Annotated in this window: 16 protein-coding genes; 15 read left to right on the top strand and 1 reads right to left on the bottom strand. The window is 39.5% G+C overall.

What is annotated here, in order from left to right:
• Position 1 precedes the first annotated feature (1 nt).
• The 8 genes from G4Z02_RS07830 to G4Z02_RS07865 all read left to right on the top strand — a co-directional run bounded on the left by G4Z02_RS07830 (position 2) and on the right by G4Z02_RS07865 (position 8,232).
• Positions 2-412 (top strand): PH domain-containing protein, encoded by a 411-nt coding sequence (locus tag G4Z02_RS07830; protein WP_258877458.1) that lies wholly within the window; start codon positions 2-4, stop codon positions 410-412.
• 80 nt (positions 413-492) lie between these two features.
• Positions 493-1,599: an NADH-dependent flavin oxidoreductase gene (locus tag G4Z02_RS07835; protein ID WP_258877459.1), complete on the top strand. Its 1,107-nt coding sequence runs from the start codon at positions 493-495 to the stop codon at positions 1,597-1,599.
• Positions 1,600-1,720: 121 nt separating this feature from the next.
• Positions 1,721-2,986 carry an anthrax toxin lethal factor-related metalloendopeptidase gene (locus G4Z02_RS07840; RefSeq protein WP_258877460.1) on the top strand — a complete coding sequence of 422 codons (1,266 nt, stop codon included), beginning with the start codon at positions 1,721-1,723 and terminating at the stop codon, positions 2,984-2,986.
• A gap of 3 nt (positions 2,987-2,989) precedes the next feature.
• Positions 2,990-4,168, top strand: a complete 1,179-nt coding sequence (locus G4Z02_RS07845) for a DUF4886 domain-containing protein (RefSeq protein ID WP_258877461.1) — start codon at positions 2,990-2,992, stop codon at positions 4,166-4,168.
• 6 nt (positions 4,169-4,174) lie between these two features.
• Positions 4,175-4,864: a TetR/AcrR family transcriptional regulator gene (locus tag G4Z02_RS07850; protein ID WP_258877462.1), complete on the top strand. Its 690-nt coding sequence runs from the start codon at positions 4,175-4,177 to the stop codon at positions 4,862-4,864.
• Complete coding sequence (locus tag G4Z02_RS07855) at positions 4,857-5,744, top strand: ABC transporter ATP-binding protein (protein WP_258877463.1); 888 nt, start codon at positions 4,857-4,859, stop codon at positions 5,742-5,744. Before G4Z02_RS07850 ends, G4Z02_RS07855 begins: the two co-directional genes overlap by 8 nt.
• On the top strand, positions 5,728-6,531 hold the full coding sequence (locus G4Z02_RS07860) for an ABC transporter permease subunit (RefSeq protein WP_258877464.1): 804 nt from the start codon (positions 5,728-5,730) through the stop codon (positions 6,529-6,531). Before G4Z02_RS07855 ends, G4Z02_RS07860 begins: the two co-directional genes overlap by 17 nt.
• A gap of 114 nt (positions 6,532-6,645) precedes the next feature.
• Positions 6,646-8,232, top strand: coding sequence for a gamma-glutamyltransferase family protein (locus G4Z02_RS07865; RefSeq protein ID WP_258877465.1), 1,587 nt, complete (start codon positions 6,646-6,648; stop codon positions 8,230-8,232).
• Positions 8,233-8,255: 23 nt separating this feature from the next.
• Here the strand turns inward: G4Z02_RS07865 and G4Z02_RS07870 are convergent, their stop codons facing one another.
• Positions 8,256-8,627 carry a rhodanese-like domain-containing protein gene (locus tag G4Z02_RS07870; protein ID WP_258877466.1) on the bottom strand — a complete coding sequence of 124 codons (372 nt, stop codon included), beginning with the start codon at positions 8,625-8,627 and terminating at the stop codon, positions 8,256-8,258.
• Positions 8,628-8,795: 168 nt separating this feature from the next.
• Between G4Z02_RS07870 and efp the strand changes: the two genes are divergently transcribed.
• The 7 genes from efp to G4Z02_RS07905 all read left to right on the top strand — a co-directional run bounded on the left by efp (position 8,796) and on the right by G4Z02_RS07905 (position 15,895).
• Positions 8,796-9,353, top strand: a complete 558-nt coding sequence (gene efp, locus G4Z02_RS07875; protein ID WP_258877467.1) for an elongation factor P — start codon at positions 8,796-8,798, stop codon at positions 9,351-9,353.
• Positions 9,354-9,376: 23 nt separating this feature from the next.
• Positions 9,377-10,720 carry a hemolysin family protein gene (locus G4Z02_RS07880; protein ID WP_258877468.1) on the top strand — a complete coding sequence of 448 codons (1,344 nt, stop codon included), beginning with the start codon at positions 9,377-9,379 and terminating at the stop codon, positions 10,718-10,720.
• A gap of 41 nt (positions 10,721-10,761) precedes the next feature.
• Positions 10,762-11,478, top strand: coding sequence for a pseudouridine synthase (locus G4Z02_RS07885; protein ID WP_258877469.1), 717 nt, complete (start codon positions 10,762-10,764; stop codon positions 11,476-11,478).
• A gap of 69 nt (positions 11,479-11,547) precedes the next feature.
• Positions 11,548-12,210 (top strand): (d)CMP kinase, encoded by a 663-nt coding sequence (gene cmk / locus G4Z02_RS07890; RefSeq protein ID WP_258878713.1) that lies wholly within the window; start codon positions 11,548-11,550, stop codon positions 12,208-12,210.
• A gap of 1 nt (position 12,211) precedes the next feature.
• Entirely contained in the window at positions 12,212-13,579 is a 1,368-nt protein-coding gene (locus G4Z02_RS07895; protein WP_258877470.1) for a S1 RNA-binding domain-containing protein, read from the top strand.
• A gap of 12 nt (positions 13,580-13,591) precedes the next feature.
• Positions 13,592-14,899, top strand: a complete 1,308-nt coding sequence (gene der / locus G4Z02_RS07900; RefSeq protein WP_258877471.1) for a ribosome biogenesis GTPase Der — start codon at positions 13,592-13,594, stop codon at positions 14,897-14,899.
• Positions 14,900-15,895: an NAD(P)H-dependent glycerol-3-phosphate dehydrogenase gene (locus tag G4Z02_RS07905; protein ID WP_258877472.1), complete on the top strand. Its 996-nt coding sequence runs from the start codon at positions 14,900-14,902 to the stop codon at positions 15,893-15,895. It begins immediately after the preceding gene.
• The last annotated feature ends 36 nt before the right edge of the window (positions 15,896-15,931 follow it).

Genomic DNA, 15,931 nt, shown 5'->3' on the forward strand with positions numbered 1-15,931 from the left:
CATGCGCTATAAACATAAAGTAGATTGGTGGATTCGACTGATTTTAATTGCGGTTGTCTTCATGTATGTTCCTATTTTCTTTGTGGTACCGGCTGATGAATATTTGTTCTTGATCATTAGTATTCTCGTGACCAGTTTAATTATCTTCCCGTTTTTCATTGGGTACATTGAATTAGGAGATGATGAGCTCATCATAAAAATGCATATTTTCAGGCAACGAATACCCTATGACAGTATCCGTTCGATTCGGCTTTGTACCAACTTTTTAAGCAGTATGGCGATGACCGCAAAACGAATTGAGATTAAAGAATATAATAAGGGCTATATTCGGGGAACAACGTATATTGGACCAGTGGATCGGGAAGCATTTTTCGATGAATTGAAACAGCGTTGTTATAACCTTGAACAATAAATCCATCGTTGATGGATTTTTTTTGTACTTTATTTCCTGTTTTAAATTATAAATGTTATAATCTAGAAGAGGTGATATTGATGAAAAAACAACTCTTTAAACCCTATACCTTTCCCCATGGAGCAACGATGAAAAATCACTTCGCCCTTGCGCCCATGACCACGTATAGTTCCAATCAAGATTTAACGCTATCTACAGAAGAAGAAGTATACTACAACAGTCGTGCCAAAGAATTTGGGATGATTATTACCGCGGCTACAGCTGTCAGTAAAAATGCCCAAGCATTTGAACATCAAATATCGATTCGTGACGAACGGTATTTGGACTCGATGACAAGACTTGCTAACAGCATCAAACAAGAAGGAGCGCTTGCGGTGATTCAACTTCATCATGGTGGACGAATGAATAAACCAGGACTGTATCCAAATCAAGATATTGTCAGTGCTTCTGCGATCAAAGCCGATCGTGAGTATGCGGCGACACCAAGAAAACTAAAGATTAGTGAAGTCCACGATGTAATCGATGAATTTGTGAATGCGACAATCTTGGCCATCAAAGCTGGATTTGATGGCATTGAACTACATGGCGCAAATACCTACCTTATCCAACAATTCTTTAGCCCACATTCCAATCGTCGTGACGATGAATTTGGTGGGTCTTTGCAACGACGCCTAACCTTTCCGTTACGTTTGGTGGATCGCGTGATCGAAGCCAAACAAAACTATGGAAAACCAGAATTTATTATTGGATATCGCTTGAGTCCAGAAGAACGAGAAGACCCTGGTATTACGCTGGATGACACCTTGCGTTTGGTCGATGAATTATGTCACAAAGATATTGATTATATCCATTTATCCCAAGGATATTACAAAAATACCAGCATACGCGATCAAGCGGATAAACGTGTCATTGTTGATGCCATCCAAAACGTTGTTCAAGGACGTGTGAGTTTGATTGGTGCCGGTGGTATCAATACGATGGACAATGCAGAAGACGCATTAATACACGGATATGATCTTGTTGCACTAGGAACTGTGGCACTCGCAGATCCATATATCATTACCCATTTTGAACAGGGTAAAGAAGCATGCAAAATCATTGGTGAAGAGTCGATTTTACCATCGCCGTTGTTGCACCGGTTACGGTCATGGAAAGGACTGGAACAAAAAGGATACATCATCAAGTAATTAAACACCTATTAAGGTGTTTTTTTTTGTTTCAATAAGATGCAAGATTGGTTGATTTAAGGGTGCATAATTTCAATAATTATGGTAGACTGGTTATAGGATATTTTAGGGGGAACATGGTATGAAGAAATTATCGATTATTACACTCTTACTATTGATGGGGCTTCTCGTCGCGTGTAATCCTGACAAGGGTTTAGAACAAGATCCACCAATCATTGAAGAAGAGGATACGACTCCACCCATCATCACATTACTCGGTGGTGATGAAGTTATTGTTGTTGTCGGGGATCATTATTATGAGTATGGAGCTGAAGTTACTGATGATGTCGACTCCGATTTAATTGTTACCATCAGTGGTGAAGTGAATACCGAAGAATATGGTACCTATGATATTACCTATACCGCAGTGGATTCGTCTGGGAATGTAGCAACTCCGGTTACTAGAACCGTCATAGTTGGGAATCGTCGACCTGGGATTATGTCGTCCTATACATACGAATATTACGATCGTGTTGGAATTAATGTCAGTGTTCTCGATTTTATGGACTCCTTTGACACGTTGTTTGCCTATCTCTATCAAGAGGATACGTTGGTCGACACGATTGAGTTGGAAAATGGGGGGAACTCCTTTGAGTTTACCGGATTAGAAGAGGGTGTCGACTACACCTATTATGTCGCCGGTTCATACGATTTGGGAGAGGGACTTGGAACGCGACCATTTGGGATTGACCCGATTAGTGTCGGTACGTATCGAGATATCCCCGAGAGTTTGCGTGAAACAGTTGGCGATGATCGGTTGTTTGATGCGTTAAAAGACATCATTCATTTACCTTATGATCAAACAAATGCCGTCATCACAAATCGAATGATTCTTGAAGTGGCAAAGGTCGATACCGAGTTGATTGTCGGTAGCGCATATCTGACTGAAGACAATTATGTTTTTGTCGATGGGTATGTTACTGAGGCCTATGATAATTTTGATTTAAAAGGAGTAGATGCCAGAGGTCATGACGTGACATTTGATCAAATCCCAGGCGTTTGTTGTTTCCCAATGACTGTTAAGATTGGATACTCCGGAAGCTCTGTAAACATTGTATTGCATGAGTTTGGGCATTCGATAGATTTGGTGTTATTGTATGGATTGTCATTTGAAGAAGAATTCTTAAGTATTCATTTCGCCGAAAAAGAGTTGATTTTTCCTGGAGACGATTACATGGATTATCCAGAAGAATATTTCGCGGAGTCGTTCGCGTATTATTACGATAGCGAAAGCTCCAATACGTATTTGCTGGAGCATGCACCACAAACCCACGCGTTCATCGAAAGCCTCGTCAAAAGATACCAAGCGCTATATGGCGAAGAATACACTAGAAGTTTAGGAGAATAAACCATGAAGAAAATCATGTTGAGTATGCTTTTTGTCGTATTATTTCTATTGACCAGTTGTAAAGATGATACCATCTTTACCATTGAAAATACAATTGGGCCAGGACCACTTGATGATCCCTTTATCGCAACGATATACCCAGATGAAACAACGATGATGCAATTGACAGTACCCCGTTCCATGGCTCGTGATTTTGTCGCTCGTGAGGTTGTTGTTGAGGGGGACACTGTTACGCCGATTAGTAGTGAAAACAGTAGTATTACGATTGATGTAACGGACGATTATGAGTTGTCACTTACACCATTGAAGTTGGGGACGAAATGGATTGAGTTTTCTGGTGGCGACAAAACGTATTACTTAGAGGTGCAAATTATGAAACGAGACATTGATTTTACCAAACAATTACGTATACTTGGGATTGGAAACAGCTTTACCGAAGATGCGATGGAATACTTGTATCACATTGCCGATGATTATGGTGTCGAAGAAATTATTTTAGGATACTTGTATATTGGCGGAGCCCCATTGTCCACTCATGTGGAAATGATTGAAACCGAAGCTCGAGATTATCGCTATTATGACAATACGAAAGGATACTGGGCGTATCATTCGTCGTATACAATTGAACAAGGAATTACCGAACAAGAATGGGATCTAATCTCGATTCAGCAAGCTAGTTATGACAGTGGTCGCGCTGAAACCTATAATGACGATATTACGACATTAATCGATTTTATTTTTGAACATGCCCAAAATAAAAACGTACGGATCATGTGGCACATGACCTGGGCTTACCAAGCAACATCCAATCATTCAGGATTCGTCAATTATGACAACGATCAGATGACGATGTACAATGCGATTATTAACGCCGTTCAAACAAAAATCGTTCCCGATGAACGGTTTGATTTGATTATTCCATCGGGAACCGCAATCCAAAATGTACGGACATCCTATATTGGCGATACCCTCACACGTGATGGGTTTCACTTATCCTATGATCAAGGACGTTACATTGCTGGTTTGACCTGGTTTAAGGAGATCACTGGTTTCTCCATTAACGAGATCACATACAAACCAGAAGGTATTACGGATACCGATCAACAAGCAATCGTTGAGGGTGTAAATTATGCGGTTGAAACACCGTTTGAAATCACACCATCCACCTTTACAGAAGAGTGAAAAAAAATGGAGATGGCACACATCTCTATTTTTTTATTGACAAATAGACCGAAGTGGTCTATCCTGAGAATAGGAGGTGATAGTATTCACAAGTTTGATGATTTTACCGATTCACGGAAAAACGATCTAATCAACACGGGATTTGAAGAATTTGCCACTCATGGATATAAACGAGCGTCATTGAATCATATTTTACAACGGAGTAGAATTCCCAAAGGCTTGTTCTATCACTACTTTGCGAACAAAGAAGATTTATACACGTATCTCTATCAATTTGGAATCAATGTGATTACCAAACGCTTAATCGATAGCAGTGTGCTAATGGAACGAGATTACATCAATCGATTAATCGCTAGTTACATGATAAAAGTAGAGGCCTATCATGACTATCAATTTTTTGATAAGTTCTTGATGAAGGTCTATCGCGATGACAACAATTCCTTTTTGGAAACGATTCACCTTGAAGACAGCAAAGAGTACGGTCGTCGTTTCATTGAAGAAAACATTGCTTCTGAGATGTTTTTACATTCAGATATGACAGCAAATATTCGCGTTGCCAGCCGCTATATGCAACAAACCTTTAATGACATCATCAATCGGATTCACGTGATGTCAAAGGAGGATATAAAAACCTATTTAGATCGAGAAGCACAGTATTTAAGATGTATTTTATATAAGGAGGAATACCATGATTAAGTTAGAAGCATTAACCAAATACTACAACAAGAATGCCCGTGGTATATTGGATGTCTCCTTGGACATTAAAGAAGGTGAAATTTTTGGTTTTATCGGCCCCAATGGAGCCGGGAAGAGTACAACCGTTCGTACGTTATTGAATCTGATTTTCCCGACAAGTGGATCCGCAACAATTAATAACTTAGATATTATCAAGGATACCGTCGAAATCCGACAATTAGTGGGATACATCCCCAGTGAAGTTCATTTCTATGGTGATATGATTGTAAAAGATTTCTTGGATTATGCGGTTGGATTTCATGGGGAGATTGATCGGGAATATCTCCAGTATTTAATTGACAAACTGGAATTGGATACATCCCGCAGGATGGACGCATTATCGTTTGGGAACAAGAAGAAAGTGGCGATTATCCAAGCCCTCGCAGCTCGTCCTAAAATTTTGATTTTGGATGAACCAACAAGTGGTCTCGATCCCTTGATGCAAAATACGTTTTTCGGTCTTGTCGAAGAAGAACGAAAACGAGGTGTTACCGTATTCTTTAGCTCGCATATTTTAAGTGAAGTTCAGCGAATATGCGATCGCGTCGGAATCATAAAAGAAGGAAAAGTCATTAAAGTGGAGACCGTGGAAGACATCATGGAGACGCGGGCCAAAAAAGTACGACTAAAAACAACATCAACCCTCCCAAGCAATAAATATATTACCAATATCAAACAGATCAACGGGACTGTTACCTTTGTGTTTACAGGAAAAGTACCAGAGTTATTAGAACTCATCAAATCATTAGATATTAGCGATATTACGATAACAGAACCCACGTTAGAAGAAATCTTCATGCATTATTATGAGAAGGAGGATACCGATGAAGCGACTCATTAAAGTAGAGTTTAAACGGAATTTTAAAAGCCTCTTAATGTGGTGTGGAATCGTTGGTGGATTAGCAGCGTTAATGCTCGCCATGTTCCCAGCATTTAAAGATGCATTCTCGCAATTAGAAGAACTTCTCAGTGTATACCCCGAAGCCTTTCTTGAAGCCTTTGGTATGGGTGAAGGTGGACTTGTGATGTCCGAAATTTATGGCTGGTTTGGTGTCGAAGGATATCTCTTTACGATGTTAATAGGTGGTAGCTACGCTGGAATCCTTGGGGGATCGATTCTCTCCAAAGAAGAAGATGATAAGACAATTGAATTCTTACTCGCAAAACCGATCAGTCGTGATCATATTGTCTTTGGTAAAGCAATTGTTGTTGTCATTAACCTAACGATACTAAATGCGTTTATTTCCATTATCTTGTTAATTGCATTTAGCATATTTGGCACTCTTGATGTCGCGAAATGGTTGTTGTTCTCTTTTGCACCACTCCTAGCGCAACTCATCTTTGCTAGTATTTCGTTTTTGGTAAGTATCTTTATCACCAAATCCCGTCAAGTCATCAGTGTCTCCTTAGGTGTAGTCATTGGAATGTATGTTGTGGATTTAATCAGTAAATTAACCGACCAAGCAGAGAACTTAAAATACATTACACCTTATGAGTATGTGAATGCTGTTACGATTGTCAATGAAAAGAAAATTGAACCGCTTTATTTACTGATATCGGTACTTGTTATTGCCGTTACCATCATTGCCTCTTGGCAACTATATAAAAAGAAAGATATTACCGCGTAACTATAAAAGACCAGCAATGGTCTTTTTTGAATAAGTGTTTCTTGTTTTCTAGTTTTGTAAAGGCTATAATAGACATATCAAAACGCCGTCTATGAATCATATAGGAGTGATGTTATGAATAACCCATTTTTTAGTAAACGACAAAGTGTACACGCGAAAAACGGCGTTGTAGCAACCAGTGAAGGATTGGCTGCACAAGCTGGAATGGAAATCCTAAAACAAGGTGGAAATGCGATTGATGCCGCCATTGCTACAGCAGCTGCACTAACCGTTGTCGAACCATGCAGTAATGGGATTGGTAGCGACAATTTTGCCTTGGTCTATTTTAAGGATAAACTCTATGGGATGAATAGTAGTGGATGGAGTAGTCAAAATATATCAATCGATGCTGTAAAGGCTCGTGGATATGATGAAATGCCAGCCCAAGGAGTAATTCCAATTACCGTTCCGGGAACACCAAAAGGATGGGCCAATCTAATTGATAAATTTGGGAATTTATCTCTTTATGATTGTTTAAAACCGGCCATTCGCTATGCTCGTGAAGGGTTCGCCATCAGCGAAACCGTGGGCTTCTATTTTGAACATGCAATTAAACGGTATCGAGATCGCAATAAAACCGATGAGTACAAGCATTTCTTTGATGTGTTTACCAAGAATGGTCAACTATATAAAGCCGGTGATATATTTCAAAGTAATGATCTTGCGGATACGTTGGAAGAGATAGGTAAAACGAATGCGGATAGTTTCTATACAGGAGACTTATCGAAGAAGATTGTCTCATTTATGAAACAATACAATGGATTTATTGATGCAGATGATTTGGCAGAATTTGATAGTGAGTTTGTAGACCCGATTCACGTTCATTATAAAGGATATGACGTTTGTGAAATTCCCCCAAATGGTCAGGGAATCACAGCACTTATGGCGCTAAATATATTAAAGGATGAAACGCTTCAATATGGGGATATCATCACCTATCACAAGCAAATTGAGGCGATTAAAATCGCATTCAGTGATACTTTACAATACGTCACGGATCCACAGTTCATGAAGATGAATCCAGAATTTTTACTAAGTGATGACTACGTAGCATGGCGGAAGAAAGATATCACAGACAAGGCATTGCTGCATCAACCGATCGACTATGCGAGTAGTGGCACTGTCTATTTGGCAACGGCAGACAACGAAGGGAACATGGTATCGTTTATTCAAAGTAACTACATGGGCTTTGGGAGTGGTATCGTCATCGATGGGACGGGTATTTCAATGCAAAATCGTGGACATACCTTTAAACTAGATGAGAGCCATCACAATAAATTAGAACCACGAAAACGAACCTATCATACCATTATTCCCGGCTTCTTAATGAAAGACGGAAAAGGAGTCGGACCTTTTGGAGTTATGGGTGGGTTTATGCAACCCCAAGGACACCTTCAAGTCGTTATGAACTTAATTGATTTTAACATGAACCCCCAAGCAGCACTCGATGCTCCCAGATTCCGTTGGGATAAGGGATTGGAAGTTGCATTAGAAAACTCATTTGAGGCGTATGTCGCCCAGAAATTACAATTGAAAGGTCATCAGATCAAGCTGGATGTTCGTTCTAGTGGATTTGGACGCGGACAAATTATATTGAAACATGGAAACCATTATCTTGCGGGTACCGAAACTCGTTGTGACGGGTATATTGCATATTATTAAAAAAAAACGCACATTGTGCGTTTTTAAGTGGTTAAATTATCAAATCCACCTTCTAAAATATAGATGTCGCTAAAATTATTCTTGGCCAATTTACGAGCGATTCGCTTGCTTTTTCGACCATTGTCACAATAGAGATAAATGGATAAATCCTTGCGTACTTTGGTGTACTTATGCGTTAACTCTTTAACTGTGAAATGACGAGCACCTTTAATTCGATCCGCTTCATAGGCTTCTTTTTTACGAATGTCAATCAGTTGCCCTTTGCGCATATTGTTTTTAAAATCAGTCTCGTTAATCGTGTGTATCTTTGTGTAATCAATGTTTCGATTTCGTGTTAAAAACCATCCAAGTAATAACCCGGCAGCGATGGCGATAATAATTTGAATCCAGTCCATACAATCACTCCTCACATAGATTATAACCACGAATTATATGCTTGTCAATTTTAATATCTTGTTGTATATTTATTAGTTATATGTTATATATAAGAAAGAATTCGCTTATATTCTAGACAAAAATGGGTTTTTTGTTTATAATATTATCTATGATTAGGAGTGAAAAACATGATAACAACAAATGACTTTAAAACAGGGATTACAATCCAAAGTGATGGCAACCTTTGGAGCGTTATTGAATTTCAACATGTAAAACCTGGGAAAGGTAGTGCGTTTGTTCGTAGTAAACTTCGTAATTTACGTACTGGTGCGGTGATTGACAAAACATGGCGTGCTGGTGAAAAAGTAGCAACCGCACATATCGATAAAAATAAAATGGCGTATCTCTATTCCGCCGGAGACACCTATGTGTTTATGAACAATGAAACGTATGAACAAATTGAAATTCCCTTTGCCCAAATTGAATATCAACTAAATTTCATCGTTGAAGGAATGGAAGTGAACGTCATCAGTTTTGAAGGAGAGATCTTAGGGGTTGATATTCCTGAAAAAGTGACTCTCACTGTAACAGAAGCTGATCCAGCAGTAAAAGGTAATACCGCTCAAAGTGCAACAAAAGATTGTGTTGTCGAAACCGGATTCAAACTACAAGTACCATTGTTTGTCAATCAAGGGGATAAAATTGTCATCAACACATCAACTGGAAAATACGATACACGAGCGTAATTAAATAAGGAAGTGAACAAGAAATGGATGATTATTGGCAGAGGTATTTGCTAGCATTCACCGACATCCCGGTAGGATTACTCGCATTAATGGTTGGACTCTTACTTATGAGTGCCTTCTTTAGCTTAAGTGAAACGGTGTTCTCAAGTGTGAACGTGATTCGCTTAAAAACATTTATCGAGGATGGTATAAAAGGAAGTAAAAAAGGACTGTGGATTACAGAAAACTTTGATCGTACATTAACGACCATCTTGGTCGGAAACAATTTGGCAAACATTGCACTTGCTACCGTAAGTGTCTCCTTGTTTACGCAAATCTTTGGCGATCCAACGGTTGTCAATTTGATGAATACATTTGTCATGACAACGATTATATTAATCTTTGGTGAAATCGTTCCAAAGAGTTTTGCGAAAAACAATGCCGAACGACTCGCACTTGTATTGAGTAACATTATGTATTGGTTAATCAGTATCATGTCACCAATCACGTGGATATTCCTCAAAATACGTGGGTTATTAATCAAGGAAAACGATGAAATCACCATCAGTGTTACCGGTGATGAGTTGGAGACGATTATTGATACGATGGAAGAAGAAGGTTCCATCGATGAAGATGAAGCAGAAATGCTTCAGTCGGTACTTGATTTAAGTGAAAAAACCGTGTATGACATTATGACACCACGGGTGGACATGATTGCAATTGATGTCAATGAAGAAGTGGAAACGATTAAGAAGATATTCTTTGATCATCAGTTTTCACGATTACCGGTGTATGATAAATCCGTCGATAACATTGTCGGGATTTTACATGAACGCGATTTCTTTACCAAACTGATTAAAGATCAAAAAATATACATTCGTAAATTGATGAAAGAAGCGATGTTTGTATCCAAATCGATGCGTGTGGATACCTTAATCGAACTTTTACAACGAGAAAAAGCTCATATGGCAGTTGTCAGTGGTGAGTATGGTGGAACCAGTGGTGTTGTCACCATGGAAGATGCGTTGGAAGAACTCGTTGGCGAGATTTATGACGAACATGATGAAGTCGATGATGAAATGATTTCTCAAATCAAAGAATTCAAATTTGGCATCAACGCCGATATTGACTTGGAAGATTTGTTTGAAGAACTGGATATCGGGACACCACCGGAGACACAATACAGTAATCTAGGCGGATGGCTCTATGGCATGTTTGAGGATCTTCCTGAAGTGGATATGCACTATAACTACTTACAAGAAATACCCAACTATGAACACGACGATGATGAACCTAGTTGGTTGAATTTAAAATTCGTTATTAAAGAAATTCGTGATCGACGCATCACGTATGTTCATTTAACTGTGGAAAACGTAACAAAAGAGTAAAAAGAGGTACACCCTCTTTTTTGCTGTTTGGTGGTGAAAATATGGAACGACTACAAAAAGTGATTGCCCATAGTGGTTATTGCTCTCGGCGCAAGGCCGAAGAACTGATTGTTGCTGGTAACGTGTTTGTGAATGGTGAAAAAGTCACTGAGCTCGGAACAAAAGTGTCGTCAAGTGACGATATTGTTATCAATGGCCAAGCTTTATCCAAAGAAGATTTGGTCTATTATGTCCTCTACAAACCCGAAGGATATGTCTCGACTACAAGCGATGAGAAAAACCGACGCACTGTTTTGGATTTAGTACCAAGTGATAAACGTGTGTATCCCGTTGGTCGATTGGATTACGATACCTCCGGCGTATTGTTGATAACCAATGATGGAACCTTCACGAATCAAATGACATCGCCACACAAAGGTATTGAAAAAGAATATGTGGCAAAAGTAGAGGGGTTTGTTCGTAAGAATGAATCGGCACAACTTCGTCGTGGCATTGAAATTGATGGGTATAAGACCAAACCAGCGTTTGTGAAGAATGTGACCTATACCAAGAAAAATGAAACGTCGATTGTGACTTTGATTATTACCGAGGGGAAATATCATCAAGTGAAGAAAATGTTTGAAGCGATTGGGCATCCGGTTCTATCGTTGAAACGAACCCGTTTTGGTATGGTAACTGTCGAAGGAATGAAAAAAGGCGAAATTAGACGATTGAAACCCTATGAACTAAAACAATTGAAAGAACAAGTAAAATCGTAAATACTATGTACTTTTTAAAATAATTTGTTATAATAAAACATGTTGAAAAGAGGTGATGCGGTGAAGTATATGCAAATTGCCCTTGACGGACCAGCTGGAGCAGGTAAAAGTACCATTGCTAAATTGCTTGCAGAAAAACTGGACTTTATCTTTATTGATACAGGTGCAATGTACCGCGCCGTAACCCTTAAAGCCATCCGTTTAGGACTGAATCTAAACGATGAAAATGTATTTGAATTTATTGATCATACGACATTTATGTTCCATGATGGACACCTGTTTATGGATGGAAAGGATGTCCACGATGAAGTGCGGAAAAACGATATCTCCAACAATGTATCATTGGTGTCATCGTATCTAACCGTACGCCAGCGTTTGGTTGCGATCCAACAGACCCTTGCGAAACATCACAATGTGGTAATGGATGGTCGTGATATTGGAACCAAAGTTCTTCCCAAAGCCGATGTGAAATTCTTTTTAACAGCATCGATAGAAGAACGTGCAATGCGTCGTCATCAAGACAACTTGAAACGAAACATTGCCAGTGATTTAGAACAATTAAAGTTAGAAATTGCGCGACGCGACCATCTGGACGCAACGCGGAAACATAGCCCGTTAAAACCGGCAGAAGATGCGATTATCATCGATACATCGCATATGAGCATCAACGACGTCGTTCAGACGCTTACGACAAAGATAAGAGAGGTTGAGAACTATGGATATGGAGTTTAAAATGACGAATGTCAAAGTAGGAAAATTTGTTAAGGGGACAGTTTTCCACGTCACAGATGATTTGTGTTATGTCGACATAAAAGCATTTGCTGATGGTGTTATTTATAAAGAGGGATTCAGTTTAGGGAATACCATTTCCTCCTGTAAAGAAGTAGTCAAAGAAGGAGATGAAATGGAATTTAAAATCACGAAAATTGATCACGAAAATCAACGAATCTTGTTGAGTCGTAAAGATATGTTGAAAAGCGAAAAACGCAAGAAATTTGATGAAGAAACCAAAGATCAACAACGGATTCAAGGGAAAGTAACTCGTGTGACTCGTGGTGGATTATTGCTTCGCCATGAAGGAATTGAAATGTTTATGCCAAACAGTCATATAGACGTGAAATTTGTGAATCCCGAAGATTTCAAAGGGCAAACATTGGAATGTGTTGTCATTGAAAACAGCGACCGCAAAGTCGTTGTATCACGTAAGGTTCTTCAACAAGAAGACATGAAACTAGCGAAAAAAGAAGCATTTGATAATCTTGAAGTGGGTAGTACTGTAGAAGGTACTGTTCAAAATGTGCTCGATTTTGGTGCATTTGTTGAGCTTGGTGGAATCCAGGGATTACTACATGTCAGTGAAATTTCACATCATCGTGTAAACAGTGCAAAAGATGAACTCAAAACCGGTGACAAAGTAACGGTTAAAATCCTGAAAAAAGAAAAAGGAAAAGTATCCTTAAGCTTAAAAGCATTGCAAAAAACACCATGGGAACTGTATGCAGACACGCACAATGTCGGTGATGAAGTAACTGGTAAAGTGGTTCGTAAAATGAAAAGTGCAATGTTGCTTGAAGTCGACCAAGATGTAGTGGGAATTATTAATAGCAAAGACTATTCGTGGAACCCCCATGAAAACTTAGCTGGTATGGTTGAAGTAGGCGATACTGTTAATGTAAAAATTCTAAGCATGGATGTTAAAAAGCGTCGCATGAGTTTATCGAAAAAACACTTAGAGTACAATCCATGGGCAGACGTCAGCGTCAAAAAAGGCGAAGAAGTCAGTGGAACCGTAGTGGAACTACAATCCAACGGTGCACTTGTTCAAGTGCAAAACGTCAACGCCTTCTTACCGATTGGTGAGATTTCCTCTGATCGCATTAGTCAACTCAGCGATGTCTTAAAAGTCGAACAAGTCATCAACGCGGTGGTTCTCGATGTTGATAAAGACAACTGGCGAATGAAAATTTCGATCAAAGCACTCAAAGAACAAAAAGAACGTGAATTATTCGAAAAATATAAAGAAACCGAAGAAGAAGTCAAAGCACAAACACTTGGTGATTTGTTTGCCGACAAATTCGAGGAATTAAAAGACGACGAATAAGGGTGTGGTCCTATGTACCCTACTGTTGCCATTGTCGGTCGACCCAATGTTGGGAAATCGACACTGTTCAACCGCATCGTCGGTGATCGGGTTTCCATCACCGATGACGAACCGGGAATCACCCGGGATCGGATCTATGCGAAAGCCGAATGGCTAACCAAACAATTTCATATAATAGACACTGGGGGTATCGACTTTAACGATACTCCTTTTATCCATGAAATAAAGCAACAAACACAGATTGCCATCGACGAAGCCGATGTCATTCTTTTCGTTTGCGATATTCGGAGTGGGATTACCGATGATGACATGTACATTGCCCGGATGCTATACAAAGCCGATAAACCTGTTGTCATTGCGTTAAACAAAGCCGATGATAAGAATCTTACCGATACGATGTATGAATTTTATAGTCTTGGCCTTGGCGATCCGATTCCTGTGAGTAGTGGACATGGTATTGGGATTGGCGATATGCTCGATGAAGTCGTTCGCAAGCTGCCACTAAAAGAAGAAGTTGTCTATGAAGAAGATCGGATCAAACTCTGTTTGATCGGTCGACCCAATGTTGGGAAATCATCGCTATTCAACGCATTAATTGGCGAAGAACGAGTCATTGTATCCGACATTGAAGGGACAACAAGAGATTCCATTGACAGTTTATTTTCCTACAATGAACAAGATTATGTCGTCATCGATACCGCCGGATTACGGAAACGTGGTAAAGTTTATGAGAATGCGGAAAAATACAGTGTGCTGCGTGCACTCTCAGCCATCGAACGCAGTGACATCTGTCTGATTTTAATCGATGCAGAAACCGGAATCCGTGAACAGGATAAAAAAATTGCCGGCTATGCAATCGATGCTGGCAAAGCCGTAATGTTGGTGGTTAATAAATGGGATACCATTACCAAAGATACGAATACAATGAATCGCTGGATCAAAGAAATTGAGTCCCATTTTCAATTTGTCAAGTTTGCGCCCATCTTATTCTTAAGTGCGAAAACCAAGCAACGGGTTCATACGATATTCCCTGCGATCCAAAACACATTTGTTAACTATAATCGACGTGTTCAAACCTCGGTGTTAAATGATGTCTTACTGGATGCGTTTTACGTTAATCCACCGAAACCACATAATGGAGAGCGGGTCAAACTGTTCTATGCGACACAAGTCGCTGTGAAGCCACCGACGTTTGTCCTCTTTGTCAATGATGAGGACTGTATGCATTTTAGTTATGAACGATATTTACGCAATCGATTACGAGAATCCTTTCATTTTGAAGGGACCCCGATTAAAATTATTCTCAGAAAGCGTGATTAGATGAAAATCAGTGTTATTGGTGGTGGATCCTGGGGTCTTGCCCTATCCACTGTCCTCAGCAACAACAATCATGATGTGTTGGTATATGATGTTGATCCAAAAATCGTCAAAAAAGTGAATACATTGCACATTTGTATTCAATTAGATGAGGATATTAATGACGATATTCGCGCAACAAATAACATTCAAGAGGCGATATCCTTTAGTGATGTCCTCTTGTTTGCCGTACCGACAAAAGTACTGCGTCCAGCGTTGCGTAGTGTAGTTGACGTCATCGAACGACCAAAATTATGCATCAATGCAGCCAAAGGAATTGAACCGGAAACATTTTTACGTGTCAGTGAGATCTTTAAAGAGATGGTACCGGCCGAATTTTTAAAAGGATTTGTGGCCTTGAGTGGTCCCTCCCATGCCGAAGAGGTCATTCAAGGAATGACGACTGTCATCACGTGTGCAAGTGAAGTGGAGGAACATGCGATTTTTGCACAACATCTCTTCCATAATAGTGATTATTTCCGTGTCTACTCATCCACCGATTTGAAAGGTGTTGAACTTGGTGGAGCGCTAAAAAATATTTTTGCTCTTGCAAGTGGTTTAATTGCCGGAAAAGGACTCGGTGATAACGCACGAGCAGCATTAATTACTCGTGGTTTGGTCGAAATGCAGAAATTTTATGAGTCGTATGGTGCTGATACAGCTAGCCTGTTTGGATTGACAGGAATTGGTGATTTGATTGTTACTTGTACCAGTCCTCATTCACGTAACTTCCAAGCCGGGTATAAAATCGGACACGGGAAGGATCTAGAAGAGACACTCGAATCAATGACCATGGTTGTTGAAGGGATACGAACATGCGAAGCAGCCTATAAGTACGCCGTTGAACACGATTTAGAATTACCGATTATTGAACAGATTTATAATGTTTTATTTAATAAATTAGACCCCGAAATCGCCTATCGGAACCTCTTTGAGCGGAGTCGAAAAAAAGAGCTTTGATACCATCATATGAACGACCTCTCAAATGAAAAGGCT

The organism is Candidatus Xianfuyuplasma coldseepsis (genome assembly GCF_014023125.1).
Taxonomy (GTDB): domain Bacteria; phylum Bacillota_I; class Bacilli_A; order Izemoplasmatales; family Izemoplasmataceae; genus Xianfuyuplasma; species Xianfuyuplasma coldseepsis.

Coding starts and splice junctions, on each gene's coding strand:
- G4Z02_RS07880 (WP_258877468.1), top strand. CDS start 9,377: ATGGATGATTATTGGCAGAGGTATTTGCTAGCATTCACCGACATCCCG.
- der (WP_258877471.1), top strand. CDS start 13,592: ATGTACCCTACTGTTGCCATTGTCGGTCGACCCAATGTTGGGAAATCG.
- G4Z02_RS07855 (WP_258877463.1), top strand. CDS start 4,857: ATGATTAAGTTAGAAGCATTAACCAAATACTACAACAAGAATGCCCGT.
- G4Z02_RS07860 (WP_258877464.1), top strand. CDS start 5,728: ATGAAGCGACTCATTAAAGTAGAGTTTAAACGGAATTTTAAAAGCCTC.
- G4Z02_RS07835 (WP_258877459.1), top strand. CDS start 493: ATGAAAAAACAACTCTTTAAACCCTATACCTTTCCCCATGGAGCAACG.
- cmk (WP_258878713.1), top strand. CDS start 11,548: ATGCAAATTGCCCTTGACGGACCAGCTGGAGCAGGTAAAAGTACCATT.
- G4Z02_RS07885 (WP_258877469.1), top strand. CDS start 10,762: ATGGAACGACTACAAAAAGTGATTGCCCATAGTGGTTATTGCTCTCGG.
- G4Z02_RS07865 (WP_258877465.1), top strand. CDS start 6,646: ATGAATAACCCATTTTTTAGTAAACGACAAAGTGTACACGCGAAAAAC.
- G4Z02_RS07845 (WP_258877461.1), top strand. CDS start 2,990: ATGAAGAAAATCATGTTGAGTATGCTTTTTGTCGTATTATTTCTATTG.
- G4Z02_RS07895 (WP_258877470.1), top strand. CDS start 12,212: ATGACGAATGTCAAAGTAGGAAAATTTGTTAAGGGGACAGTTTTCCAC.
- G4Z02_RS07905 (WP_258877472.1), top strand. CDS start 14,900: ATGAAAATCAGTGTTATTGGTGGTGGATCCTGGGGTCTTGCCCTATCC.
- G4Z02_RS07870 (WP_258877466.1), bottom strand. CDS start 8,627: ATGGACTGGATTCAAATTATTATCGCCATCGCTGCCGGGTTATTACTT.
- G4Z02_RS07840 (WP_258877460.1), top strand. CDS start 1,721: ATGAAGAAATTATCGATTATTACACTCTTACTATTGATGGGGCTTCTC.
- G4Z02_RS07830 (WP_258877458.1), top strand. CDS start 2: ATGCGCTATAAACATAAAGTAGATTGGTGGATTCGACTGATTTTAATT.
- efp (WP_258877467.1), top strand. CDS start 8,796: ATGATAACAACAAATGACTTTAAAACAGGGATTACAATCCAAAGTGAT.
- G4Z02_RS07850 (WP_258877462.1), top strand. CDS start 4,175: ATGGAGATGGCACACATCTCTATTTTTTTATTGACAAATAGACCGAAG.